Source organism: Mesorhizobium sp. M1078 (assembly GCF_040318615.1).
Taxonomy (GTDB): Bacteria; Pseudomonadota; Alphaproteobacteria; order Rhizobiales; family Rhizobiaceae; genus Mesorhizobium.
In genome coordinates, this window is sequence record NZ_JAMYMP010000010.1 from 127904 (window position 1) to 153385 (window position 25482).

Here is a 25482-nt window from a genome sequence, read left to right on the forward strand (position 1 = left end):
CGGGCGACGGCGTTGCGTCGGATCGGACCGACGGGAGCGCGCGCAAGCCGCCGCTTCCCGCGCGTTCAGGCCGGCGCACGCTGGCCTCCCTCCGCAGCGTCGCTGCGGTAGCGGCTGGTTGAGGTCTCGTAGTACTGCGCGCGAATGGCCGCCATGGCGTCGATCAACGGTCCCCACGGCGCGGGAAAGCGTTCTTGCGCCATCACCCGGTGCAGCATGCGCGTATGGCCGGCCAGCTCGTCGTTGAGGAACTCCACCACAGGCATAGCCGGATAGCGCTGCAGCAGCAGGATCGCCGCGTTAGCTCCCTCGCCGGCCGACCTATCCTTTTCGCGTCCATGCAGATCGTTCTGCAAGCGCCCTATCGCGGAGATGAGCCGCAGGACCTGGCGAAACGCCGGATGCGCGCGCAAGGTCGCCATGTCCAGCCCCCACAGCAACGACAGGCAACAGAACACGTTCGTGTAGGCGATCGATTCCACGCCGTTCTGCAAGTACTCGGCGTAGGACCAGCGCTCTGCCCCTGCCGCCTGCGCGTGTCCGGCACGCAGCGCCGCGCAGTAGCACCGGGTATCCTCGAGAAGCTGGGCATAGTCGCGACGATCGTAGGCGAGCGCGGCGAGCGAAGCGCGCAGCACGGCACAGCCATCGAATCCGGGGAGCGCGCACGGCACGCCCTGCCCCAGCGCCTGCTCCACCGCGGCGAGCTGCTCCGGCGCGATCAGGTCAAGGTCGTTGCAATCGTCCAGCCAGAACAGCAGCGCCAGTTCGCGATAGAACGCCACGATCAGCGTCTCGTCCAGCGGATCGCGGCCGGTGCGGGCGCTGGTGTCGCGCAGGCTCGGCTGGATGCGCTGCAGGATGTACTGGCCGCCCCGGACTGCTTCCACGGCATGCTCGTCGGCGAACCCGGTCAGGGAACGTCCCCACTCCAGCACCTGCTGCAGCGCGCGATCGGTCGGGATCATGGCCCGGCTCCTGCTCCCTCGGCCGAGACGCGCCGCCCCCAACGAAGCGCCAGCCACAACCCGGCTAGTTCGGCCACGCGCACCACCCGGGTGGGGCAATACAGTTCCTTTCCGATCCACAGCGGCGTCTGGGGCAATGCATGGGCTGCGTGGCGGGCGAGCATCCACTTCAGCGCGCGCGCCACCGCCTGCGCGATGCGCCGTCGCCCTGCCGGCTCTTCGGTCCCGTCTATCACGTGCAACGCGAACAGCGCATAGGCGGTTTCCTCGAATGTAGACGTGCGACCGGCGCCCCAGCCGCCGTCGTCGCGCTGCGTCTGCAGCAGCGCTGCCAGCGCGCGCTCGTCGCGCCACTGCGGCTTGCCTTGCGACAGCGCAGCGACCGCATGCGCGGTGGGATACAGCCACGAGACGTGCCATTTTTCGTTGTCCCATAGACCGTGCGGGTTGCGATTGGCCTCGACGTAGGCGCTGGTGCCGGCGGCGGGTTTTCCCAACATTCGCAACGCATGCAGGGCATGGATGTTGGTCGACACCGAGGCATTGCGCTCGCCGGGGAAGGTGACGAACAGCTCGCCGGTTTCGAAATGGCGCAACGCGTCGGCCGCCGGGTCGCGGCCTGCAAGGCGAAGGACGCACAACGCAACGGCGGTGTCGTCCGCATCGGCCGCGAAGTGCAAGGCCGGGCCCAGACCGCGCGCTCCGAGGCGGGCGTCGAGCTGGGCGATGATCACTTGCACCGCCTCGGCGAAAGCGGGATGCGCGAACAGACCGGCCAGATGCAAGGTGTACAGCGACCAGCATGGCTCGAAGACATTGATCGGCCAGACGTTGGGAACGACACCTTCGATGCCGCTGCGCGTCGCCCGCGATGCCGCCTGCAGATACCCGTCGGCGCGCCCGACCTGCTGCGTGTTCCCCTGCGTCACGGCGTGGGCACGCCACGCGGCGGTGGCCGCTGGACTGATGCCGATGCTGCCGTCGTCGTCCGGGCATGCGGTGGCCGGCGACGTCCCCCAGGCTTCCCAGGAGTGCAGCAACGGATGGCCGCTCGGCAACGTCGCCACATCCCCCAGCTTGACCAGGCGTGCTTGCCGCAACGGCAACAGCGCCGGGTGGCGCGGAAACGCCAAGCCGCCCAGCAACGATGCGGCCTCGTTGCACAACTGCGGCAGGATCAGCTCCGCGCCGATGGGCGCGTCTTCCGGCACCGAATGCGCGTAGGGATCGGGCTGGCGCTCGAGGAACCGGATTGCAGCCTGGACTGCGTCGGCGGCGCCGGGAAGAGGATCGGCACGCTGCAATGCCAGCAGCGCCGCCCAGGTGGGCGCATGGCGAAACAGCGGGAAGTCCGCACCTCCCCATCCGCCATCGGCCTGTTGCTGCGCGATGAGCCACGCGTATGCCTCGTGCCGACCGGTGACTTTGCCGTCGAACTGCAGAGCTCGCGCCGTGTCGTATACGGACGGACCGACGCTGCCGCCGTCGCTCATCTCGCTCAGCAGGTGGCGCAATTCGGAAAGGATCTGTTCGGACAGCGCGTTCACGCGGGATTTTCCTTCTGCAGAGGGCTATGAGAACAGAAACGGGCAGACGCCGCGCACGTCGCCGCCGACACGGACACAGTGCAGCATGCAGCGCCCGCCCGCCGGCCGATCGCAGCAGCACAGCGGCAAGTCCTTATGGATGGGCGCGCTCATGCGTATGGCGCGGACAGATAGACGTTGGCCCGCTGCAGCATCTGCGCCAACCCTTCCGCACGCGCCCCCAGAGGGGCGATGGCCTCCCCGGCGTCGTGCAACAAAAACAGCGCGAACTGGCGCGCTGCCTGCAACCCCATGATCGACGCGCAGGTCGGCTTCTGCGCGGCCGCGTCCTTGCCGGGGGTCTTGCCAAGAGTCGCGGTATTCGCCGTCGCGTCGAGAATGTCGTCGGCCACCTGCAACGCCAGGCCATAACAGGCGGTGTAGCGATCGAGCGCACTGTACAGCGTAGTGTGCGCGGCATCCTCCGCGATGGAGTATAGCGCGCCCATGCGAACCGACGCGCGCACTAGCGCTCCGGTTTTCATCCGGTGCATCGCCAGGATCTTGTCCAGCCCGGCGTGCTTTCCGACCAGCGACAGATCCATGGCCTGCCCGCCTGCGGCACCCTCGGCGGACACCGCATGCGCCAGTTCGCGCACGAGCGCTATACGATTGTCGCCCGGCGCATCCAGGCTCGCCAGGGTCAGGAAGGCGTGGGCCTGCAGCGCATCGCCGACCAGGATCGCAGTGGCTTCGCCGAACTTTACGTGCACGGTCGGAAGGCCGCGGCGAAGCACGTCGTCGTCCATCGCGGGCAGGTCGTCGTGGACCAGGGTACAGGCGTGCATCATCTCGATGGCGGCGCCGACGTCGTCGAGCATGTGCGCCGGCGTGCCCGCCAGTGCGCCGGCAGCCAGACAGAGCAAGGCTCTGGTGCGCTTCCCGCCATGCAAGGTGGCGTAGCGCATGGCTGCCATCAGCTCTGTCTTACCGTCGTCTTCGGCGCAGAGCAGACGCGCCAGCGCCTGTTCGACCCGCTTTGCGCCGTCCTGCATCCAGATCTCCGGGAGCAGCCCGCCGGATGCGCCACGCGCCTGCGCGCCCAACCCGCCGAATGCGGAAACGCCAGTTCGGTCATCGTGTATTGTGGAACCGGTTTGCATGTTGTTCATGTCCTTGTAGCTGAGACGGCCACGGCGAGCGCAAGTCGTCACACGAGTGCGTGCGCTGAGTGCAGCAATGCCGCGCCCCGCCGGCGCCGCTGCCTTGCCACACAGGGCGTGCGACGGCAGCTCATGAGAAGCCTATGCGGATTGCCATGGACGGATGTGCGGTCGGGTAATAGCGCCGGCCTTTTTCGACGTCGCTCAGCAACTGCGGCCGCACCCCGGCCTTGTGCATGATCAGCGCCAAGGCGATGCAGAACTGCACCATTTCCAGCCATACCAGGTGGTAGCCGATGCAGACGTGTGGGCCGGTACCGAACTGCAGCATGTCCACGGGCCGGATCGGTTCTGTGCGTAGCAGCCACCGCGCCAGGCGGAACTGATCAGGCGCCTCGTGCAGCAGCGCCGAGGTCGAGAAATGCAGCAGCGGGATGCATAGGTGGGTGCCCGCGGGAATGCGCCGTTGGCCGAGTTGCAATTCCTGCAGCGCGCGACGCGGCAGGAGCGTGGTCGCCGGATGCAGGCGCAGTGTCTCGCGGAACAGCGCCTCGGCGACCGGACACTGCGCCAGGTCCGCGTGCCGGGTCGGCACCGCGCCCACGCGTTGCGCCTCCTCGACCAGGGCGTCCCACAGCACAGGCTGCCGCGCCAGCTCGATCACGATCCAGGCCATCGTCGAGGCAGTGGTGTCGTGACCGGCAAGCAGCAGCAAGCGAATATTCGCGACCAGGACGTCATCGGAGAGCGGACCGTCGCTGCTGTCAAAAGCGCTCACCATGTCGTTGATGAACCCGGTGCGCGCGGCATGCGCGCGTGCATCGCGGACGAACCGGCGCAACTGCGCGTCGATCCAGTCGCGGGCGGAGCGGCCGCGCCGCAAAGGCAATCCGGGCAGGTCAACCGGTGGCGCGATGATCAACTGCAGCAATTGCCGGTACTTGCGATGCCATCCCGGCAGGTCCTGCGCGGGGATTCCCATGAGGCTGAAGATGAGCTTCAGCATCAGGTCGCCGGTCTCGCGCAGGATCGTTACCTCGCCGCGGGCGCGCCACGCCTGCACCCGCGCCTGGATGACCGGCGCGAACAGGTCGCCGATCCCGGCCTGGCTCAGCCCCTTGGGCAAGAACGCTGCCTTGATGGCATCGCGCGCCTGCCGGTGCGCGCCGCCGTCCAGGGCAACCAACGTTCCGCCAAGCAATTCGGGCGCGATCTCTTCGATCAGCGCCGAGGACACGTCCTTGTGCTTGAGCAGTGAGAAAGCGTCCGGATCCACACAGGTCATCAGATGTCCGGCAGGGCCGAAATCCAGCCAGAAGTGGCTGCCCAGGGTCCGTTCTGCTCGCTGCAGCAGGCGCGGCAGGTCGCAGACAATGGCGGGAAGATGCCCGACCAGGGGGAAAGCGCCAGGCATGACCGGGATGTCGCACCGCAGCCGGTGCCGACGGTTGAGCGGGTTGAGCAGCATGTCCATCAGCAGCGCGCCGCCGCCGCCGATTCGGTGTCGCCGACAGGGCGCGCGGCGCAGCTGTTGCCGCCGTCGGCGTATGTCGGCACATGCGCCAGCATGCCGCCATCGATGCACACGACCTGGCCGGTGATGAACGCAGCATCGGCGGAGAGCAGGAACGCCACGAGTGCGGCCACGTCCTCGGGGCGGCCGACGCGCGGCAGGAGCTGGTGCCGGCGCAGATGCCGTTGCATGCACTCGTCCAGCTTGGCGAGGAGACGCTCGGTCATGATAAGACCCGGCGCAACCGCGTTGCAGCGGATCTGCGCATGACCGTACTGGGTGGCGAGCGAAGCCGAGAGCATGTTCATCGCCGCCTTCGACGCGCCGTAGGACGTCTGCGCCGTGTCACCGCTGAGCCCTTGGCACGATGACATGTTGACGATCGCGCCACCGCCGCGGGCGATCATTCGTGGGATGGCCTGCCGGCAGCAGAGCAGCGTGCCGCGCAGATTGGTCGCCATGGTCTGGTCCCAGACTGCCAGGTCCAGGTCGAGGATCGCGCGGTCGCGCGGGGTCAGATGCATGGCGCTCGCATTGTTCACCAGCAGGTCGACCCCCCCGAAGTGCCGCTCCGCCGCCTCGAACAGCGCTGCCACCGCCTGGTCATCGGCGATATCCATGGCTATGGGCAGCGCGTGGCCTGCATCGGCCGCGATCTGCGCGGTGCAGGCGATGGCCGCCGAGCCATCAATGTCGGCCACCACCACTCTGCCGCCCCCGCGCGCGATGGCGAGAGCGCATGCCTTGCCGATGCCGGCGCCGGCGCCGGTCACCACGGCCACCTTGCCTTCAAACCGTCCCATCGTGCCTCCTGAATTGCATTGTTCTTTCGCGGCATGCCGCGCTCGGCCTGCGCCGGAGAAGGCGCAGGGTCGGCGCTGGCGCGCTCGTCATGGCCAGCGTCGCTTTCAATCACCCGAATGGCGGCGACCGGGCACTGGTTGGCCGCAAGCCGCACGGCAGCGTGCAGCGCCTGCGGGACCGTCGCCACGCACACTTCGGCCACGCCGTCCGGTTCGCGCTGGCGAAAGGTGCCCGGCAGCGTCAGTACGCACTGCCCGGTAGTTCCGCACACATCCTGATCGACCACGACGCGCATCTCAGCCCTCCTGCCGATGCAGCCGCACCGGCAGCGCGCGGAACGTCCTAAGGAACGCGGAGGGCTCCCGGGTCGGCTGCTCGGCCAATGCCAGCGTGGGGAAGCGCGCCTGGATCCGCGGCAGGCTCTCGGCCAACTGCACCCGGGCCAGTTGCGCACCAAGGCAGAAGTGGATGCCGTGGCCGAAGGCCAGCATGATCTTCCCGTCGATCGAAATGCCAGGACTGGTGCCGTAGAACCGCACGGGATCGAAGCGGTCCGGATCGGCGAAGGCGTCCGGGTCGCGATTGCCGGCCGCGATCAAAACGCGCACGTCCGCGTTCTTCGGGATCACCACGCCGCCCAGTTCGATGTCGCGCTGGGCGATACGCGGAATGGAGCTGAACATGGCGGGCGCGTCGAAGCGCAGGGCTTCTTCGACGAATGCCTTTACCCCCATGGCATCTCCTTTCAGCCAGTGCCGCTGTTCGGGATACGCCAGCATCGCCAGGACAGCATGGCCGATGGCCGCGGCAGTGGTGGCGAAGCCGCCCAGCAACATGCCCCAGAGCATGCTGATCAATTCCTTATCCGACAGCATCTCGGCATCGCCGTCGTGTGCGCCGACCAGCATTGACACGATGTCGTGGCTGGAATCGGAGCGCTTGCGCTGTATGAGGTCGCCGAAGTAGGCCTGAACCCTGGCGCTGGCCGAGTCCGCCGCGGCGAGCTGGGGATCGCTGGCGTGCGGGCTCAGGCCTTCCAGAATGGCGCTGATGCCGGTGACGAGCCCGAGAATGTCGTCCGGGGGCATGCCGAACAGTTCGCCGAAAACCAGCATGGGCAAGGCCAGCGCGAATTCCTGATGCAGGTCCACTGCCTCCCCGCGCTCCAGTGCGGGCGCCATGCCGTCCAGGCGCGCTGCGACAATGCGAGCGATGGCCGGCCTCAGCTTGTCGATCTGGCCGATCGTGAAATCGCGCGAGATCATCCGGCGCAGACGCGTATGCGTTGGAGGTTCCTTCATCGCCAAAGTGGACGCCAGCAGACTTAGCGACAGGCTGGTCGCCGCACGCGGGAAATAGCGCGCCAGTTCGCCTGGCGCCGGCCCCCGAAAAGCATCGCCCGTGGCCTTGAGCGCCCAGTAGATGTCGGCGTGGCGGCTCAACAGAAAGAGGCCCGACGCCGCGCGATGTACCGGATCGTGCTCGCGCAACCACCGCATGAATGGGTACGGGTCCTGAATGCACGCTGGCGACGCGAGTTCGGCGAAGGCGTCCCGGCATGCTGCCGTGGTTTCTTGCACGTCCATCTTGGTCACCTGTTGGTTGGCTGATCTGATCGGCGCGCGGCAGGGGCGCCGGCAATTCGAGGACATCGCGATTCCTCGTGGCGTCCGCGCATCACCAGAGCACCGGGAACTCCACGAACCCGCCAGTGATGATCTCCTTGCGCAACTCCAGTTCTTCGGGCGCCACCGCCAGGCGCAGCGCGGGAAAGCACTGGAAGATCGAACCGAACACCGCTTTTAGTTCCAGCCTGGCCAGCGCCAAGCCGATGCAGCTGTGCGGCCCGTAGGAGAACGCCAGGTGCGGGTTTTCGTCACGTCCGATGTCGAAGATTTCCGGGTCGTCGAAATGGCGCGGATCGAACGACGTCGCCGGCAGGCCGACCAGCACCTTGCTCTCTGCGGGAACATGCACGCCCGCGATGGTCACGTCGGTCCTCGGATAGCGCATGATGCCGTCCCAGCCGGCGCCCGGCGGGTACATGCGCAGGATTTCCTCCACGGCCTTGTCCACCAGGGATGGATCGCCCACCAGGCGTTCGCGCTGTTGCGGATGGCGGAACATGGCCAGCAGGCCAAATTCGATCTGTGCCACGGTGCTCTCGTGCCCCGCCACCAGCATGCCTGCCGCCAGGCCGATCGCCTCTTCCTCGGTCGCCTTGCCCTGGTCGACCGCCGCGAGCAGATCCGTCAGCACGTTGTCGCCCGGATCCTGGCGCTTGTCCCGCATCTTGCCGCGAATGTAGGCGCGGAGTTCTTCCCAGGCCAAGCGCGACGCCCTTCGCGGGCCGCTTTCATGCTGGTGCGTCATCACCTCGTCGGACAGCCCTGCAAAAAAGGCGTGATCCTCGTAGAGCACGCCCATCAGCGCGCCAATGACCATCGCAGGGAGCGGAAAGGAGAGGTGGCGCCGCAGATCGGCGGGCTGGGGCTGGGCCGCCAGCGTCTCGAACAACTGCGCGGCGATCGCCTCCACCTGCTGCGCGAGCTGCTTCACCCTGCCGTTGCTGAAGGCCGGCGCCACGATCGTGCGTAGCCGCGTATGCTCGCCCCCCTCGTGCGAGACCAGCCATCCTGGCGAACCGAGAATCACCGAATCCGGGGTGAATGCCGCCGGCGGCATTCCCGCGGGCCGGAACGCCGCATCGGTCAACACCGCCTTGGCCTCGTCATAGCCTGTGACCCACCAGCCTTCGTGCCCGGACGGGAAGCGCACGTGGTGGATCGGACCATTGGTGCGTAGCGCCAACATCTCGGGCGATGGCTCAATGTGATCGAGGCGCCACATCGGCAGCGTCGGCAAGGGTTGTTCGGACATGGTGGCACTTCACTCAATAGCGAGGGCGGAAGGTGACCGGCGGGCGCTGCGGCAGCGAAGACCTAAGACGGCATATAGATGACGTCCTCCGAAGGCAGACAGATTATCAAGAACGGCTAACGCGTAACTGTCTAGGCACATCGCGCGGCGAGATGCGGAACGTTATCTTGCACCTTCGAGGTCAGGACAAAGTCGGCGCGGTGGGCATTTGAGCCGCCGCTGGCCAAGCTTTCCTGCGCAAGGGTCGACAAGGGCGGCGAGCTGTTGGGTAAGGGCGGTTTCGCCGAGCACACCATGCCCATAGACGCTATCCGACGCGGATTTGACATTTTGCTTTTCTTTCTTCGTTCCATTCGTGCCATCCACGAAATGAAAGTCGGTCGGCGGCTCCCGGCCCGCAACGAAGAGGCTTCAAAACTCGTGCCAATTTGGCCGATCGAAGAAAAAAATCTGTGATGCTTTTAGGGGCTTAGCCTGAGGCCAGAGAAGAGCTAGGCGAAATAGGCCGGTGTCGCGGGCCAACAAAGGCGACCGAACAGTGTCGGACAGAACGCCTCGGCGACCTTTAGGTCGGACTTGCGACATTCTGGTCCAGTTTCGAACATAAGAGGGCGGCAAACAGACACGATTGGGGAATTCGATCCTCACGGGGCCAAGGCGCTTGCCCAAGAGCGCGCGCTCATGTTGCCGCGAAAGGCGCGTGTTCGCGGTGCCTGCGCACCCATGAATGCTAGCGGCACACGCTACGCAATGACTGGAGTGCCCGCCAGCCTCAGGTAGTGCATCGGCTCGGCTTCGGTCTTCTTTGCCCAGCCGGGGCCGAAGCGCCGAATATCCGCACCACACAGCATCGTTGTTGCCTGTGTGACGAGGCGGTTATAGCGCGCGCCCGATCTTCCAAGACACGGCCTCCGAGAAGGAGGGGCGGTCCAACGGCACCTCTATTCCAAATGGCACGCCGCTTGCTGCTCCTGGTTAGAGCACCATCAAATCACGATGAAAGCGACTTGTGCCATGCCCGATACGCGAAGCTCTAGACCGTGGCCTGAGGAGACGGTGCCCCTTGCAGCTGAACATCGGGGCATCGTCTCCTCCGGAAGTCCGTTCTGGATGGCCGCTTTGCGCATGGCTGGTCCGATGCCGGCACGCCAACACGGGCAGCGCGCGCAAATGCGGTTTGCCGGTTCTGTTCAGCATGTGAGTGCCGAAAAGCCTTGTCAAAGGGTCGTCACCCAAGCCAAAGCCGGCGGGTCACTGCCACATATCGACAACATGCTGAACCAGTCCAGTGACGCGGAATCCAGTGAAGCGGGTCTGTTGCGTGAAGTGACATTTCAGGCCCCCACATGCTTTGCGATATTGGCTCCTTCCGGCCGCTATCCCTTTTCCAAACGCACTATCGCTAGTGACCGATCCCGCTTCCGGCGCCATAGCCGTGGAAAGCAACCGGCTCGACGGTGTCCAGCTCGCTCAGACCGATTGCGTTCGGGTGGCCAAGACCAACCGCCAAGACGTTCCCATACGTCGGGAGGGAAAAAAAGGAGGTTGCGAGCCGCGAGGCCCTCATCCGTGCCGGGGATACGAGCCTTTGCCCGGTATTGCGCCAGCCTCTGCCAGAATTCAGCGCAGTCTTCTTCAGGAGCAACTTGATGACAGTTCGAAACAAAGTTCCCTTCGTCACCTTTCTCACGCGTGTTCACGATAAGTCAGTCCAGGGGCCAAATCCATATCGCTGGCAAGAAAAAACATCTGACGACTACTTTGCCGGCAGGCGGGTCATCCTGTTCTCGCTGCCTGGCGCCTTCACCCCGACCTGCTCGACCTACCAATTGCCCAAGTTCGAAGAGCTCTATGATGAGTTTGCGAAGCAGGGAATTGACGCGATTTACTGCCTCTCAGTCAACGATGCCTTTGTCATGAATGCGTGGGGGAAGTCCTTGGGCCTGAAGCAGGTCCAGCTCATCCCCGATGGCTCAGGCGAGTTCACACGCAAGATGGGCATGCTGGTTGCCAAGGACAATCTCGGATTCGGGATGCGCTCATGGCGCTACGCCGCCCTGATCAACAATGGCGTGGTGGAGCACTGGTTCGAGGAGGAAGGTTTCTCCGACAACTGCGAGGCCGACCCGTATGGCGTCTCATCCCCGCAAAACGTTCTCGAAACGATGAAAGCCGCCGAATGACCTAGAAAACGTCTCACTGGCGCCATTGCAGGCCCCAAGAGGCTCCTCGACGGGATTATCGCACACACCATGCAATCTTCAGCAAGCCTGTTTCAGCGCCAGAAGCAATCCATCGTCGCATCGCCTCAACTCATTGAGTCGATTCGCTTGCTGCAACTGGCGCATACCGAACTGCATCAGTTCGTGGAGGGGGAAATCGAGAAGAACCCGCTCTTGGAATCTGCGTCAAACGATGGCGGGCCTTTTGACGATGCTTCGATTTCGGGAGCGGATCAGCCTGTCGGCTTTGGGGCAAACGCCGTTGAAGGTCCGACCGGGGCAGGGTCGCCTGAACGGCTCGGGCAATGGAAATCACTTCGCAACACGACCAACAACCCGCCGGGCAATGGCCCTTCCCTCGACGAGTTTGCCACACTCGCCGAAACATTGCACGACCATGTCGCTCGTCAGATCGCCCTCACTGCGTTCACACCACAGGAGCGGCTGATCGCTGGCCAGCTTGCCGCCGATCTGGAAGACACTGGCTATCTTCGGGCAAACCTTTTGGAGCTGGCCGAGAGCCTAAATGTCCATGAGGCTGTTGTGGAACGGGTTCTCGGAACCTTGCAACAATTTGATCCACCGGGAGTTTTTGCGCGAAGTCTCAGAGAATGCCTCGAGATTCAGTTGCGCCAGCGAAACCGGCTCGACCCGGCAATGGCAGCTTTGGTTGCCCATCTTGAAATGCTTGCGCGACGCGATTTTGAGGCGCTGAAGCAGCATTGCGGCGTCGATGAAGAAGACCTTCTCGACATGATGCATGAGGTTCGTGCGCTCGATCCAAAGCCTGGGAACAGATTCGAATCCGGTGCCTCTGAATCAATCATACCCGACGTCTGGGTCACACCCTCGCCGCAAGGCGGGTGGCAGATCGAACTTGATCCCGCCACGCTGCCGAAGCTGCTGATCAACCAAACCTACTATGCCGAAGTCACGCGTCAGACTGCCCAAAATTCGAAAGATCAAGCATTTCTCGAAGAATGCTTGCAAAACGCGAACTGGCTAATCCGCAGCCTCGATCAGCGCGCCAAGACGATTGTTAAGGTTGCGGCTGAAATCGTGCGTCAGCAGGATGCCTTTTTGGAACATGGCGTCGCCCACCTGCGGCCTCTCAATCTTAGAACCGTCGCTGAAGCGATCGGCGTGCACGAGTCGACGGTAAGCCGGGTGACCTCGAACAAGTACATGCTTACCCCGCGCGGAGTTTTTGAACTGAAGTATTTTTTCACCGTCGCGATCGCGTCCTGCCAAGGCGGCGATGCGCACTCCGCCGAAGCTGTCCGGCATCGGATCAAAACGATCATTGCCGCAGAATCTCCCGGCGACGTGCTTTCCGACGAGGACATCGCTGTCCGGCTGAAGGAAACCGGCATTGATGTTGCGCGCCGCACCGTCACAAAGTATCGCGAAGCAATGAACATCCCCTCCTCCGTACAACGCCGCCGGGAAATGCGCTTGTGTTTTTAGATTTGGGTCAAGGCAGCCAACATCACGTTGCATTGCATCAAAGTGGAGACTTCGTTCATGACCCGATCCGCAGCAGGCGTTATGAACGCTGTTCTGCACGACCCAGAAAAGCCAGTCCCACCGTCTGGCCCGGCATGGGGTGCCGTCATTTCGCTTTCCTTGGGCACCTTCGGGCTGGTCACGGCAGAGTTTCTGCCTGTCAGCCTGCTCACGCCCCTCGCGCATGATCTCGGTATCAGCGAGGGAGCGGCTGGACAGGCGATGACGGCGACAGCTATCGTCGGGGCGATCTCGGCGCCGACGGTGGCCATCATCACAAAGCGCCTGGACCGCAGGACCGTCATGTGGACCATGACGGTCCTGCTGATCCTGTCGGACGTTCTGGCGGCCGGCGCGTGGTCGCTGGCGGTTCTCCTGACTGCACGCGTCGTGCTCGGCATAGCGCTCGGAGGCTTCTGGTCGATGTCGGCAGCACTGGCGATGCGGCTCGTTCCAAGCCACCTCCTGCCTCGCGCTATGTCGACCATCCTCACCGGCGTTTCCGTAGCTACCGTCTGCGCAGCTCCAATCGGCGCTTATGTCGGCGATATCTGGGGATGGCGAAGCGCCTTCATGCTCGCCGCAGCCGGCGGCGTCGCTACACTGCTCGTGCAGCTCATAACCATTCCGAGACTGCCTCCGATTGGAGTGACTAGCGTCCGCAGCCTGCTGGATGTGGCAAAGATTCCGATGGTCAAGGTTGCGCTTTTTGTCATCCTGCTGGTGGCTTCCGGCCACTTCGCCGGAATCACCTATATCCGCGCCTTCCTCGAAAAGATTCCCGCGCTTGACGTCGAGACGATCTCGCTTGTGTTGCTTGCTTTTGGCATCGGCGGATTCTTCGGCAATTTGGCCGGCGGGCTTCTGGCCGAGTACAGTCTCAAGGCAGTCGCGGCCCTTGCACCGCTGCTCATAGGGATAGCGGCTGTTTCGCTACTGACGGCGGGAGCATCGGCCTTCGCCTCGGGGATTGCGGTTGGCGCGTGGGGCTTTGCCTTCGGCGCGGTGCCGGTGGGATTACAGACGTGGATGGTGCGGCGGGCCGTTCCCGAGCAGGCCGAAAGCGCCGGTGTGCTGATGGTCGTAGCATTCCAAGTGGCAATCGCAGCCGGCGCGATTTTCGGCGGGCTATTGGTGGAGAATGCGGGGATCGCCAGCGCCATTGCCTACAGTGCTGTTGCCACGTTCGTCGCTGCCCTCATAGTTTTCCTGCTCGGCCCGAAGCGCGGAACCTAGACCGCCTGACAGGAGAGATCTCAGCAGCGCAGCGGGACGAGAGGTCCAATCGCATGCACGGCGCGGCGCGATCCTCCGCTTGCGGGCGATGCCCCGACGGGAGCGACTGGCTCGCCTTCGATAATGCCTTTACTCTCTTGACGAATGCTCTGGCGGATCGATCTGTCGTATCGTTCGCATACCATCAGCTTGCCTGGCCACTCCACCCTTTGACGCGGTGCCTATCCCTCCGGGGCAGCACGAATGCATTTTCGGCGAGCGTCCTAGCCCTGAACGACCTGATCTTATCCTTGTAGTGCTGGGCGGGTTACGCCCCTTGAACTGAACCCATATTGTGGGCGCACCTGCCGATCCAATTCGCCCTTAATCGTCTCGAAGCGACGTAAACGTACCCGTCGTTGGCTGCAACAAAGTTGCATTCTTCGGCGCAATAACCCTGCTTACTCGAAATGCCCCGCCACCGAGAGGCGGGCATCCGCGCTCCGCCCGGCGTAGTCGTTCATCCACGCAACATTGCAGAACAAAATAGGCATTTCTCAGCCTCTATGGGACGTCATGACGGATTCGATCGAAGGTTCCTATGTCAGACGAGTTGGTTAGTTGAACCGTTTTGACGCGAATTCTAATCGGGCCTAATCCAGCTGGTGAATGGTAGATTGTGGCACAACAGCCTTGGCGATTTCACATAGGTGCTTGTGGTGCGTGAGATAGATGACCTGACCTGTGTTCGCCATCTCCCCAAACAATCTAAAAACTTCCTCCGAGCGAATATGGTCAAAGGTTTCCATGATGTCGTCGGCGATGAAGGGAACCGAGGGCCGGAATTGGGCGAACTCGTAATAACCGGCGAGCCTCAGTGCTAGGTAGAGCTGAAAGCGCGCGCCCTTCGAAAGCGCTTCAGCGAGCTTGGATTGCCCGTCGCGCTGCACCGCGATGAGAACCTCCTCGCCTTTGACGGGCTGGGTTGTAAGGCCTGAATACTGCCCACGGGTCATTAGCTTGAATGCGTCTGATGCACGCGCCATCATCCCCGAACGGTGGTTCTCACGGTAGATCCGCAAAGCATTTCCAGCCGACATGATACCAAGCTTCAGCTCAATGTAGCGAACGGCCTTCTCCTCGATTTCCAACAGGGTTGTGCGCCGTTCGGCATCCAGGCGGGCAACCGCGCTGTCACCGCCGATGGCGTCCAACTTGTCTGCCGCGCGGGTCTGTCGGATCAGCTGTTGCTGGATGATTTCATCGAACTGGCGAAGCCGCTGCTCGCCCTCAGCCTTCTCGACCGCGAGGCTGTCGAAATCGATCGCGTCCAGGATCGAGCGTGCCTGGTCGAATCCATCGACTGCGAGTTCCGCCACTATCCGCTCCTCAAGTTCGGCGACGGTAGTGCGCAAGCCATCGCGCTCACGCAGCAGCTCGTCGCGTTCGACTACCTCGGACAGAGTGGCGACGCCAAAGACGCCCAGCACTTCATTCTTGCGGCGTTCGTGTGCCGAAATCTCGGTGTCGAGGATTTCGCGCGCCTCCTTGAGGCGCTTCAGCTCGTTGCCGAGGCTTGCCTTCGTTTCACGTGTCCGCTCGGCACGCTCCAGGCGCTCGGCAAGGCGGGTGGCCAACTGCTCCGGCTCGCCATCCTTCGTCGGCTCGTCGGCTTCGACCGCAACGGCGATGACCTCGACCAGAAAATTGGCCCTGTCGGCCTCCATCTTGTCGATACGCAGCTGCAGATCCTCCCGTTCCTGCAGGCTTCTTGACAGTTCGGCCAATTGATCGAGCACAGCGCCAACGCCTGACGCGGACAGACCGCTTTCGAGCCACGTTCCCTTGAGCGCTTCGGTAATGCCGGCCAGCCATTCCTCCTCGCGACGCTCCGCCACCCCTACCGCAACCCGTCGGGCAGCTAGATCCTCTTCTTTGGAACTCACCATCCTGAGCGCCTCGGCATACTCGGCGTCCACCTTGCGCTGCCGGTCCAGAAACAGCTCCGCGATGGCCATGATTGCTTCGAGGGTGTCGCCGGGCTCTGATACTATGCCGACACTTTCCAGCGCCGCTCTCATTTCCAAGTGTATCTGCTCGCCTGCGTCAGCGGCTCGCTCGGCTTTCAAGCGAGCAAGTTCGATCTGCTCCCAGGCAGCGAGCGCATCGCTGCGCGCCTCGATCTGATCCTCGATCCTTTCGATCAGGCGCTCAGACGAAGGTTCCAGGGCTTCTCCGAGGAGGTCGCTGGCGGCCACACGGATTTCCAACAATTGGGTATCCGCATCCTTGACGAGCTGTTGGCTTTGGATGCCGTTTCGTGACAGGTTGGCCGTGGCCTCGGCCAGGGCACGCGTCATTGCCCGGATCTCGGCCAGATCCGCCGCGCCGGCCAGCCGGCCTGCGCTGGCAACGTCATCGCGCGTCAGTGCCACGGCGAAATCGTCAGCGGTGTCACCAGTCAACACTGCGCGGTGCGTTGCCCACGCATCATCGCGGAGACGGCGGATGGCGGCAGCCGCTTCATCGTCGACAACGTCGACCGAGGCTCGAAGGGCATCCAATCGTGCGGCGAGCATTGCATGGTGGCCCTCGTATTCGGCGAGGCGTTCGGCAAGTACCGCGGTGTTCCTTGCCAGTACTGACGCTACTGTCTTCCAGGCGGCAATCTGCCCGGCGCTCGGAACCGCAACGTTGACGAGAGCGAGGGCATCTCCGTTCCATGGACGCAAGCGAGCCAGCGATGCCTTCCATCGGATTGTTCCCGCATCTCCCGCCTCGCGAGCCGTCTTGATCTCTGCCTTGTGTCCGCTTGCTCGCGCTTTCGACAAAGCCGAGCCCAGCCTTGCCCTGGCGGGTTCGGGCACCGCCCTTTCCTCGCCGACCCGCTGCCTTGCCACCTGCAACGCATCGAGTGCTGCCGCCGCCTCGTCGCGGGCGGCGCGCGCGCCCGTAGCAATACCGGACCTCTGCTCGACCATAGCGCGAACGACGCCAACTGTGACGGCAGGCAGAAGCAGTGCGGCAGGATCCGGCTCGGAAGACCGGCCCAAGGCGGCAAGGCAGCTTGCCACGGTGTTGTTGAGGATTTGCAGCCCCATCCTGCGAGTGGGCAAGTCAAAGCCAGCCGCGGTATGGCGCACCTTGCCCTCCGCCAGGCTGCGAATGCGTTCGGAAATCGACAGGATCCGTTCGTCCTCGTCGACCGCAGTGACTTTTGCCGACAGCCGCTCGACCTCATCGATGTTTGCGGACAGTCGCGTTCTGAGGCTGGCATCGTCATCGATTAGTTCGGTGACACTTCCCGTCCATGTCCGGGCTGGGGAGGTGATGTCCGGCAGCTGATCCAGCCGGGCAATCTTGCGGCGCATATCCGCCAGCATCGGCGCAGCACGTACGTGACGAGCAATGGTATCCAGCCTGGCCACCAGCACCGCCCGATCGCTGATGGTTCGGCCGTACTGCTGCGATGCATCGAGACGTTCGGCCTCCAGCCCCTCATAGGTCGATGCAAGTGTGTCGATCGCATCCTTGCGCGACTTCACGTCAACAAGGCGCTTCTTCAGCAGCGCCAGTTCGGTGCCATGCGCCTGCTTCCGATACAGCGCGTCTGCTTCGGCCTCGAGGGCGTTCAACGTATCGCTTGCGTTCCCAAGACCGGCGCTGGCCGTGAAGAGGAGCTTGCCGAGGTCGCCCCGCGATTCCAGGATCGATTTTCCGCCGGCTTCCAGCGTCTCGTCATCGAGTGAAAACATAGTCGTGTAAGCGTCACGCGACAGTCCGGCGAGATGCGCCGTGATCGCCACCTCGCTCATCGATTGGCCCGTCGCGTTCAATAGCGAATTAGTACGCTGTTTCGTACGCGTGAACGTGTGCTCGGAGCCGGCCAGTTCCAGAACCCCACCGATGCGCATGGCGCTGTACTCATGCAGGAAGTTGTAGCGGCTCCGTTCCTCGATGCCGAACAGCAAATCTAGATAGGCGGAAAGCGCTGTCGATTTGCCGGCCTCATTCAGGCCAAACACGATATGCAGATCAGGTCCAGATTCCGGTTTGGGTCCGAAGTCGATCGTACCATCGGTGAACTTTCCATAGCGAATGAGGTCAAGGCGCTGCAGCCTCATGACGCTCCACCGGACTTAAGGCGGGAAGTCACCAAGTCTGCGCCCTTGGAAAGCACCTGATCGAGGAACCGTTCCAGCCCGGCTTCGTCCTTCCCAGCAAAATCCCGTCCGTCGGCCGGAAGGTCGGCGACCATCCTTTGGACGAACGCCCTCGCCTCGGCGCGGAAGGCATCCGAGGTGGCATCGGCGCGCATGGATTGCTCGAGTTCGAAAATCGGATCAGCAATATCCTCGGCCGTCTCCGCCCGAGGTGGCGCGAGGTCAAGCTCGAGCTTCTCCACCCACGTATGGCCTAGCTGTTCCGCAGCCTGTTCGGCTTCGGCAAGAAGGAGATCTCTGTCGCGGATCAGCGCCCATAACAATGGTGATGTTCCTGTTAGGCCAACGCGGGCCACAGCATGACGCGACCGGACGGCGGCCCGCATCTCTTCGAGTGCGTTTCGAACACGCGCGACGGCCTCGGACCACTCCACTGCTCCCGTAAGGTCGACGCTGACCCTTTCGAACTGCGCAACGCTGGTCAGCCTTTCCTCGATCTGCACCGAACGGTCGTCTCGCACCGTCACAAGGGTGACTGATTTCTCGCCGGCCTCGTTGATATCCCTCCCCTGCGGTATTCCCGGCATCACCACCGTGCTTGCGCCGGAATCGACTTGGCGAAGATGAATGTGGCCAAGCCCCCAATAGTCGAAACCGTGGGCGTGCAGGTCAGCGATGCTGCAGGGCGCGTAAACGTCGTGACCGGGCGATCCGGCCAGACTGGTATGCATGATGCCAATATTGACGGCTCCTTCGCGAGCAGCCGGATATTTGGGCAGCAGGCTGTCCGGCGCCTTAGGGTTCGCAAAGCTCAAACCATGGAAAACGACGTCCACACCGCCGGCTGTCTGCAATACCGACTGAGCACGACCGCCAAAAATGGTCACGGTGTCAGGAAACACCAGCTGTTTGGAAATCCGCGACAGGGCGTCATGATTGCCGCGGATCTTGAAAACCCTGATGCCGGCCTGGTGCAGGCGTGTCATCTGCGCTGCCAGGAACCGCGCCGTCTTCATCGAGGTTTGATCACCATCGTATAGGTCGCCGGCTATTACCAACGCATCCACGCGTTCCTCTAGGCAGAGATCCACTATCGAAACGAATGCCTGGCGGCTGGCGTCGCCCACGAGCCCGGCAAGATCGGGATTACGCATCGCGAGCGAACGCAGCGGCGAGTCGAGATGAATATCGGCCGTGTGTACGAATCGAAATGCCATTCGGCCTCCGCCAGCAAAAGAGGTGTTCCGAGCTTCAACAGAGATTGCAACGAGGGCTCTACAATGCCCGGTCACACTTCAGCTAATGCCTCGCTCGCGGACTCGCCGGCCACCAACAAACCGTCTTGGGGCCGCAGCAAGCCCTTGGCAATCAAATCGGCGACCCCAGCTGAAATCAACTGCCGCAATTGTGCACTTGTGGCTTTGAAGCCCAGCATTCTCGCAACGGTTATTGCGATTTCTTCCTCCGTCGCACCGAGGTTGGATTTCACGACTTCCATGGCGCCTTGGGCGACTTCGTCCTGCGCAATCATTTCGGGCTTGCGCAATCCAGCGGACACGACGCCGCTGCGATCCCTGAGACGAACAGGAGCACCTGGCTTGAAGCAGAAGCTGCCTCGACGGGCTACTGCACCACCTCTCTGCGCTAGGCCTACCCCTCGCTCGATTGCATCCTGAATCCTGCCACCGGCCCGCTGCAGACCCCACGCGCCCCGAATACGCGAAACTATTTCGTCGACATGGATTGGTGTTTCTATAGCCACCACCTGCTCGACCAGTCCGGCCATGATTCCGCTGGGCGTCTCGTGGAGTTCGAACGATCCCGGTCGGTTTAGTTCGGCCTCTTCGTAGGCTCGATTGGGTATCTCGGATCCCTTTGTGCTTTCGAGACCGATTTCCGTCACGTTGCCTCTGTCGACCGTAACAACCTGCACGGCTACAGCACGATTTCTCTGGACCCCCAATTCGGCCCGCTCATCGAGCTCTTTTCTCGCAGCCTCAATTGCTAATATGGTTCGCTCCAGCTGCTCGCGTGGCCTCTGAAACCAGTCAGCGTTCCAGATGCGATGGATTATCCAACCATGGTCTTCCAGAACAGACTGCCGTAGCCGGTCTCGATCTCGGGCCGAGCGCGATGAATGATATTCTGCGCCATCACATTCGATGCCAAGAATATAGCGGCCTGGCCTCTCCGGATCAGCAACCGCGAGATCGATGAAGAAGCCTGCAATGCCAACCTGAGCATGAACCTGGTAACCCTTTCCGATCAGCGCGTTGGCTACCTGCTCTTCAAAGATTGAATCCATTTCGCGAACCGTGGCCTGGGCAAGCGAAATTCGCCCTGTTCTCGCGTAGTGCAAGAAGAGCTTGAAGGCGAAGATGCCTTTCCCTTTGCCACGCTCCAGGTCGATGTCCTCGTCTGTGATGGACGCGAATACTTCGCAGCTGCGCTTGGCGCGGCTTATGAGGACGTTGAGCCGACGCTCGCCGCCTTCCGCACCAAGAGGGCCGAAACGCATGGCCATGTACCCCTGCGCATTCTTGGCATACCCCACTGAGATCATGATCACGTCGCGCTCATCGCCTTGAACATTTTCAAGGCTCTTGACGAAGAATGGCTCGCTGGGGTGCGCGTGAAAGAACTCCTCCGTATCGGGATTTAGTCGCCGCAGCCCTTCGAGTTCATCCTGGATCGCGCGGCGTTGGCTAACCGAAAATGTTGCAACGCCTAGAGTCTCTCGCGGGTTCACCTTCGCATGACGGATGATCGCTTCGGCTACTGCTCTCGCCTCTACCGGATTGGTTCCTGTGCCACCGGAATCGAAGACCCCCTCTGGCACATGATGAAACCGCAACCCCATGCCTGCCTCTTGGGTATAGGGGCTTGGCACGATGAAAAGCCGGTTCTCGTAGAACTGGCTGTTCGATACAGCGATCAGAGATTGGTGACGGCTACGGTAGTGCCAGCGGAGCATACGCTGCGGCAAGCCGCGGGCCGTGAACAGGCCGAGGATGCTTTCGATGTCGGCGACCTGCGCGCCCTCACCCTCGTCATCTTCAGACTGCGAGCCTGTCACCTTGGCGAAGAATGTCGTGGGTGGCAGTTGGCGTTCGTCGCCAACAACGACCACCTGATTGGCCCTGGCGATCGAGCCGAGCGCGTCCACAGGCTGTATCTGAGACGCCTCGTCCATCACAAGAAGATCGAAGGACATCCTGCCGGGCGACAGGAATTGGGCCACCGAAAGCGGGCTCATCATGAACACTGGCTTGAGTGCCTGGATGGCAGGCCCTGCCTTCTGCATCAACTGCCGGATAGGCATGTGGCCCCGTCTGCGCGCCATCTCAGAACGAAGCAGTCCGACTGGTCCAGCTCCGCCGTCTCTTGAAGGAATTTTTCGGTGATGAGCCGTCACAACTTCGATGGCACCGGCCTTGATCCTCTGTCGGTCCAGATCCGCGAAGTCACGTACAGCCCTGGAATGCAATTCCCCGTCGAACCTTGCCAGCTCCGGCTCATCGGTCGCCATCGCTAGAAACATTCGTTCGTAGTAGGCCATATCGAAGACTGATCGCGCCGATCCTGTTGTAATCTGGCCGTCGGCCAGGCCGTCTATCAACTGTCCCAGTCCAGCCTTTCGGGCTGTTTCGGATCGCTCTCCATAGGCAACCCATTTTGAGAGCTGTTCCTGATGATCAAGCCACCCCTCCAGTCGAGAAACAACCTCGACTATCGCGACGTCTGGAAAATCGTCTACTCCAAACAAGGAGGGAGCATCGGCTTTCAAATCCCCTGCAAGCGCCTTCAATTCCCGCGCTGCCGCTTGGGCCGCTTCACGCGCTGAACGCGCCAAGTTTGCGATCTCTTTTCTTTCAGGCAACCGCGCAGCCAAATGCCGGATTGAGCCATTTTCTCTCAGCCAAAGTTCGGCTTGCGCGAGAGCGGCCCAATCGGATCCTCGACCGAGCCACGACGAGCCGAATGCGAACTTGCCAAGGCTTTCCCCGTCCTCGATCTCTTGATCAAGCGCTTGTAGTCTGCCTAGTCGGCGTAGTATCTCCACCCGCTCACTGATCAGATCTGGAACGTCAGTCAGAACCTGTCGTGACGCGTCATCGGCTTGAGCTACAGTGCTTGCCTTCGCTTCCATCATTTGCAGCGAGGCCCGCTCGGCGGAAGCCACGTCACCTTGCAGGGATGACGCAAGGTGGCCTAAATCGTTCCAAAACCCCTCGATAATCGGCTGACCGATGTCGATCACCTTACGAACTCGGACCGCACGCGCGCCCGCTTCAGAGCGCTCCGCCATCCGCCCGGCTATAATTCTCGGTTCCGAGCCAAGTCCCCTCAGCGTGCGCATCCACTCCACTAGGGCCTGGAGTGGTGCCGAAGACGATCTCTCACCGCGCCAATCGGCTCCGAAGGCGGAACCGCCAAAGGCGTCGCCTTCGCGCACTTTTGCTGCGGCCGCTTGGCCCTTCATTAGAATGTCGAGGAGACCCACTATCTCCGCCGCAGGCGCGCTAGGGGCCACCAAAATAGTCCGCACAAGTGCAGTGGCACGACGGTAGTCGCCATTCAATGCTTTCAATATTCCCGTGTGCTCGGCGAGCGCTTGCCGCGCCGCGGCCACGTTGGTACTCCACGCGGCATCAACAACTTTGCCCTGAAGCTCGGCTCTAGCAGTCTCTAGCGTTGCTACGCTGTCGGCAAGGTCACCAGCCTGTTCCAGCCCGGAGTCCCAAACTGTGGCTGCGAATGCCTCAGGGCTCGCATCGGGGGCTGCCGCAACTCTCTCGCCGGTCATCACTAACCTGAGGAGTCCTGCAAGCGTGTCCGGTAAAACCGTAGACCCCAGTTCTTGATTTAGCCGCTCAGCTTCTTCTCTTAAGCGCGGGAGCAACACGGTTAGCTGGCGCGCACGAACGAAACCATCTTTCGGAAAGTCTGAAGGAAGCTTAGCAAGCTCTGTCTCGAGACCTTCAATTGGCGTGTCGATAGCCGTCGCCACCAACTGCTCCGACAGTTCCTCGGATTTGCGGTTGAAATCTGTTCCTGTCCAGAGAAGCGATGCAATGTCCTTTGGACGCTCATCCCAAACCGGCGAGACTAGCGCCTCGGCAGGAAGTCCAGGTGCGGACGCGAGAAGCTCAGCGCGATCTTCTACCTCGCCGCTGTCGCTGAGGATTTGCGGAGGCTTCGCCTCGATCCGCTCAGCAATATCGGCCAGTTTGGCGTGCAGAGCCTTTGCTTGATCCAGCGACGACGCAATGCGTGGGACGAGCCTCTCAATGGTCGTTGGTAGGACGACATCCAGGCCAACTCCCCGCCATGGGTGGTGGATCGGCAAGCCGATCTCGTTGATCCGCTGAGACACGTCATCGAGAAGTTTGCGACGTTGCGAGACACCGTCATTCGTCCAAGCGGTGGCATCCTCAAGTTCAATATCAACTGTCTTTTGCCCGTTCTGCCTTAGTCGGGTTAGCTGGCCAAGAACCTGGTATGGAGTGAGTTCGGACGTTCCAAATGGAACATGCATCCTTGTAGCATGTGCATTGAGTTTATCCCTAGCCTCCAGCAGGCGTTCAGTAAGGGAAGAAGCAAGCTGTCCGCGAGGCGATCCGAGTTGCCAGGTGCGCCGCAACTCCTCCAGCATCATGCGCTTGTTTGCCTTGTTGCTATGGAGCTCAAGGCAGGCGTCCCCCACCCCCGCAGTGTCAAGCCGTCGCTTTACGACCTCAAGTGCGGCCATTTTTTCCGCAACGAACAACACGGTCTTTCCATCGGCAACGGCCGACCCGATAATGTTTGCGATCGTCTGCGATTTTCCTGTCCCGGGAGGACCTTGGATAACGAGGTCGCGACCCTTTCTTGCATCATGGATCGCCAGCGTCTGAGAACTGTCACTGTCGACGATATGCAACATTTCGGCAGGCGCGATATGCGGATCAATCGCAATGTCGTCCGACATCAGCGGTTCGCGTGTTTCGAAACCATCTGAAAGAAGCGAGCGGATCTTCGGTTGTTCGATAATCTTTGCGCCATCCGGCCAGAGATCCGGATCCAGGTCACGGTACATCAAGAACTTAGCGAACGAGAAGAAGCCGAGCACCATATCATCGGCAAGAACCTGCCAACCCTCTTTGGTCGACACTGCTTCGGCAACGGCTTCGAGATAGGCCGAGACGTCGAAGTCGTCTCCTACTTCAAAACGCGGCAGGGCGAGCTTGTGAATGCGGTCGAGATAGAGTTCCAAGGAGAGGTTTGCGGTAAGATCTTCCGTACGAGCTCGCAGCCGAAACTTTTCTCCAGCGGCCCCTCGCTCCAGCCGTACCGGGACCAAAATGAGAGGAGCCTGACGGATGTTTTCTTTGTTGCTCGGGTCAATCCACTTCAGCATGCCAAGGGCCAGAAAGAGGATATTGACGCCCTGCTCTTCCTCAAGTGTGCGGGCATCGTGGTAGAGATCAAGGAGCCGGCGCTGCAGCCCCGTTGGGGTCATCCTCGTCTGAAGCTTGGTGTCAGAATGTCGCGCAGATACCCCTCTGTCGTCGAATCCTTCGTCCTCAGGCTGAGCAAGAGCAACGGGGGAATAGTCGATTTCCTCGTCTGGAGGGCTGCTTTCAACCTGGCCTGCCTTCGGCCGATCCGGCTTGCCGGCCAGGAAGGTAAAAGCCTTTCCTTCGCTCACCAGCAATCGATAGATCTCAGACGACCTCTCGTCGACAATATCGATCGTCTTCGCGCTCTTTGAAAACCGTGGCACATTCAAAAGTCGGTTGCGAGCAGAAAGGTCGAGCAATTCCATCCTGGCTCGCTCGAGCTTTTCCTTTAAAGGCAGATCGCTTTGGAAGACCGATTTTTCAACTTCCGACACTCACACCCCCCTGATAGGCTGGACACATAGAGCCTAGACAAGGGCTGTCCGCAACATAAAATGCTGGTTTTTCAACCTCGAATGGCTGCCACCAACACTTCAATCGTTTAGTATTGTGAGCACTGCGGCTTGGTGGAAAAATTGCGGATGTTTGTTTAATGTTCCGGACACTTCGCATCCCCACCTTGATCTCGAGGTTCCCTTTCGGACAAAATGCCATCATACGTGTGGACGAGGTGTTGGCAGCTCTGGCATCCGCCTCGCCGGCCACGACCAACTGGCGCACAAGCCGACTTCTTTTTGAATCGGCCTCCTAATTTCATTCCGAGAAAACTTGTAGGCTCCAGCGCGGAAAGATGGTCGTGTTTACGGAAAAGGTAACTACAAAGTCGTGACTTCGGCTGATCTGCGAAGGCACCATGGTGTTCAAAGCGCCGAACTACAAGGCAAACCAGCGCCAATGGTGCAGAGGCACGTTACAAATCATGCAGCTTGCGTTTCGCAAAGGATCGGAAATTGAATAACAATCGCTATTCTCATCGTCGCCGCGCGCGACCAAGGCGCGGCGCTGAACCAATCGTCCGCAGACGTTTCTCTCCAGATGTGCGCTTGCCTCTGATCCTGGTGATCGTGGTGGCCTTGGCT

14 protein-coding genes are annotated in these 25482 nt (G+C 61.8%); 3 read left to right on the forward strand and 11 right to left on the reverse strand.

Features of this window, described 5'->3' with window-relative positions; genetic code table 11:
• Positions 1–65: 65 nt before the first annotated feature.
• The 8 genes from NKH38_RS15895 to NKH38_RS15930 all read right to left on the reverse strand — a co-directional run bounded on the left by NKH38_RS15895 (position 66) and on the right by NKH38_RS15930 (position 8854).
• Positions 66–968, reverse strand: coding sequence for a terpene synthase family protein (locus NKH38_RS15895; protein ID WP_352762795.1), 903 nt, complete (start codon positions 966–968; stop codon positions 66–68).
• Positions 965–2515: a hypothetical protein gene (locus NKH38_RS15900; RefSeq protein ID WP_023741926.1), complete on the reverse strand. Its 1551-nt coding sequence runs from the start codon at positions 2513–2515 to the stop codon at positions 965–967. Before NKH38_RS15900 ends, NKH38_RS15895 begins: the two co-directional genes overlap by 4 nt.
• 149 nt (positions 2516–2664) lie before the next feature.
• Positions 2665–3666 (reverse strand): polyprenyl synthetase family protein, encoded by a 1002-nt coding sequence (locus NKH38_RS15905; RefSeq protein WP_352762793.1) that lies wholly within the window; start codon positions 3664–3666, stop codon positions 2665–2667.
• A 121-nt stretch (positions 3667–3787) separates the two neighbouring features.
• The gene (locus NKH38_RS15910) at positions 3788–5131 is read right to left on the reverse strand and encodes a cytochrome P450 (protein ID WP_023708845.1); all 1344 of its coding nucleotides are present in this window, start codon (positions 5129–5131) and stop codon (positions 3788–3790) included.
• Positions 5131–5973, reverse strand: coding sequence for a glucose 1-dehydrogenase (locus NKH38_RS15915; protein ID WP_031196842.1), 843 nt, complete (start codon positions 5971–5973; stop codon positions 5131–5133). Before NKH38_RS15915 ends, NKH38_RS15910 begins: the two co-directional genes overlap by 1 nt.
• The gene (locus NKH38_RS15920; RefSeq protein ID WP_502896623.1) at positions 5940–6269 is read right to left on the reverse strand and encodes a ferredoxin; all 330 of its coding nucleotides are present in this window, start codon (positions 6267–6269) and stop codon (positions 5940–5942) included. Before NKH38_RS15920 ends, NKH38_RS15915 begins: the two co-directional genes overlap by 34 nt.
• Position 6270: 1 nt before the next feature.
• Positions 6271–7560 (reverse strand): cytochrome P450, encoded by a 1290-nt coding sequence (locus NKH38_RS15925; RefSeq protein WP_352762790.1) that lies wholly within the window; start codon positions 7558–7560, stop codon positions 6271–6273.
• Between the two features lie 91 nt (positions 7561–7651).
• Positions 7652–8854 (reverse strand): cytochrome P450, encoded by a 1203-nt coding sequence (locus NKH38_RS15930; protein WP_352762789.1) that lies wholly within the window; start codon positions 8852–8854, stop codon positions 7652–7654.
• A 1649-nt stretch (positions 8855–10503) separates the two neighbouring features.
• Here NKH38_RS15930 and NKH38_RS15935 point away from each other — a divergent pair.
• The 3 genes from NKH38_RS15935 to NKH38_RS15945 all read left to right on the forward strand — a co-directional run bounded on the left by NKH38_RS15935 (position 10504) and on the right by NKH38_RS15945 (position 13818).
• A complete protein-coding gene (locus NKH38_RS15935; protein WP_352762785.1) occupies positions 10504–11037 on the forward strand; it encodes a peroxiredoxin in 534 nt (177 codons plus the stop codon).
• Positions 11038–11106: 69 nt separating this feature from the next.
• Positions 11107–12543, forward strand: a complete 1437-nt coding sequence (gene rpoN, locus NKH38_RS15940) for an RNA polymerase factor sigma-54 (protein WP_352762783.1) — start codon at positions 11107–11109, stop codon at positions 12541–12543.
• A gap of 57 nt (positions 12544–12600) precedes the next feature.
• On the forward strand, positions 12601–13818 hold the full coding sequence (locus NKH38_RS15945; RefSeq protein WP_352535966.1) for an MFS transporter: 1218 nt from the start codon (positions 12601–12603) through the stop codon (positions 13816–13818).
• A gap of 632 nt (positions 13819–14450) precedes the next feature.
• Here NKH38_RS15945 and NKH38_RS15950 read toward each other — a convergent pair.
• The 3 genes from NKH38_RS15950 to NKH38_RS15960 all read right to left on the reverse strand — a co-directional run bounded on the left by NKH38_RS15950 (position 14451) and on the right by NKH38_RS15960 (position 24837).
• A complete protein-coding gene (locus tag NKH38_RS15950; protein ID WP_352762780.1) occupies positions 14451–17921 on the reverse strand; it encodes an ATP-binding protein in 3471 nt (1156 codons plus the stop codon).
• Complete coding sequence (locus tag NKH38_RS15955) at positions 17918–19177, reverse strand: metallophosphoesterase family protein (RefSeq protein WP_352762778.1); 1260 nt, start codon at positions 19175–19177, stop codon at positions 17918–17920. The genes NKH38_RS15950 and NKH38_RS15955 overlap by 4 nt, the downstream gene beginning before the upstream one ends.
• A 71-nt stretch (positions 19178–19248) precedes the next feature.
• Positions 19249–24837 carry a DUF3320 domain-containing protein gene (locus tag NKH38_RS15960; protein ID WP_352762777.1) on the reverse strand — a complete coding sequence of 1863 codons (5589 nt, stop codon included), beginning with the start codon at positions 24835–24837 and terminating at the stop codon, positions 19249–19251.
• Positions 24838–25482 lie beyond the last annotated feature (645 nt).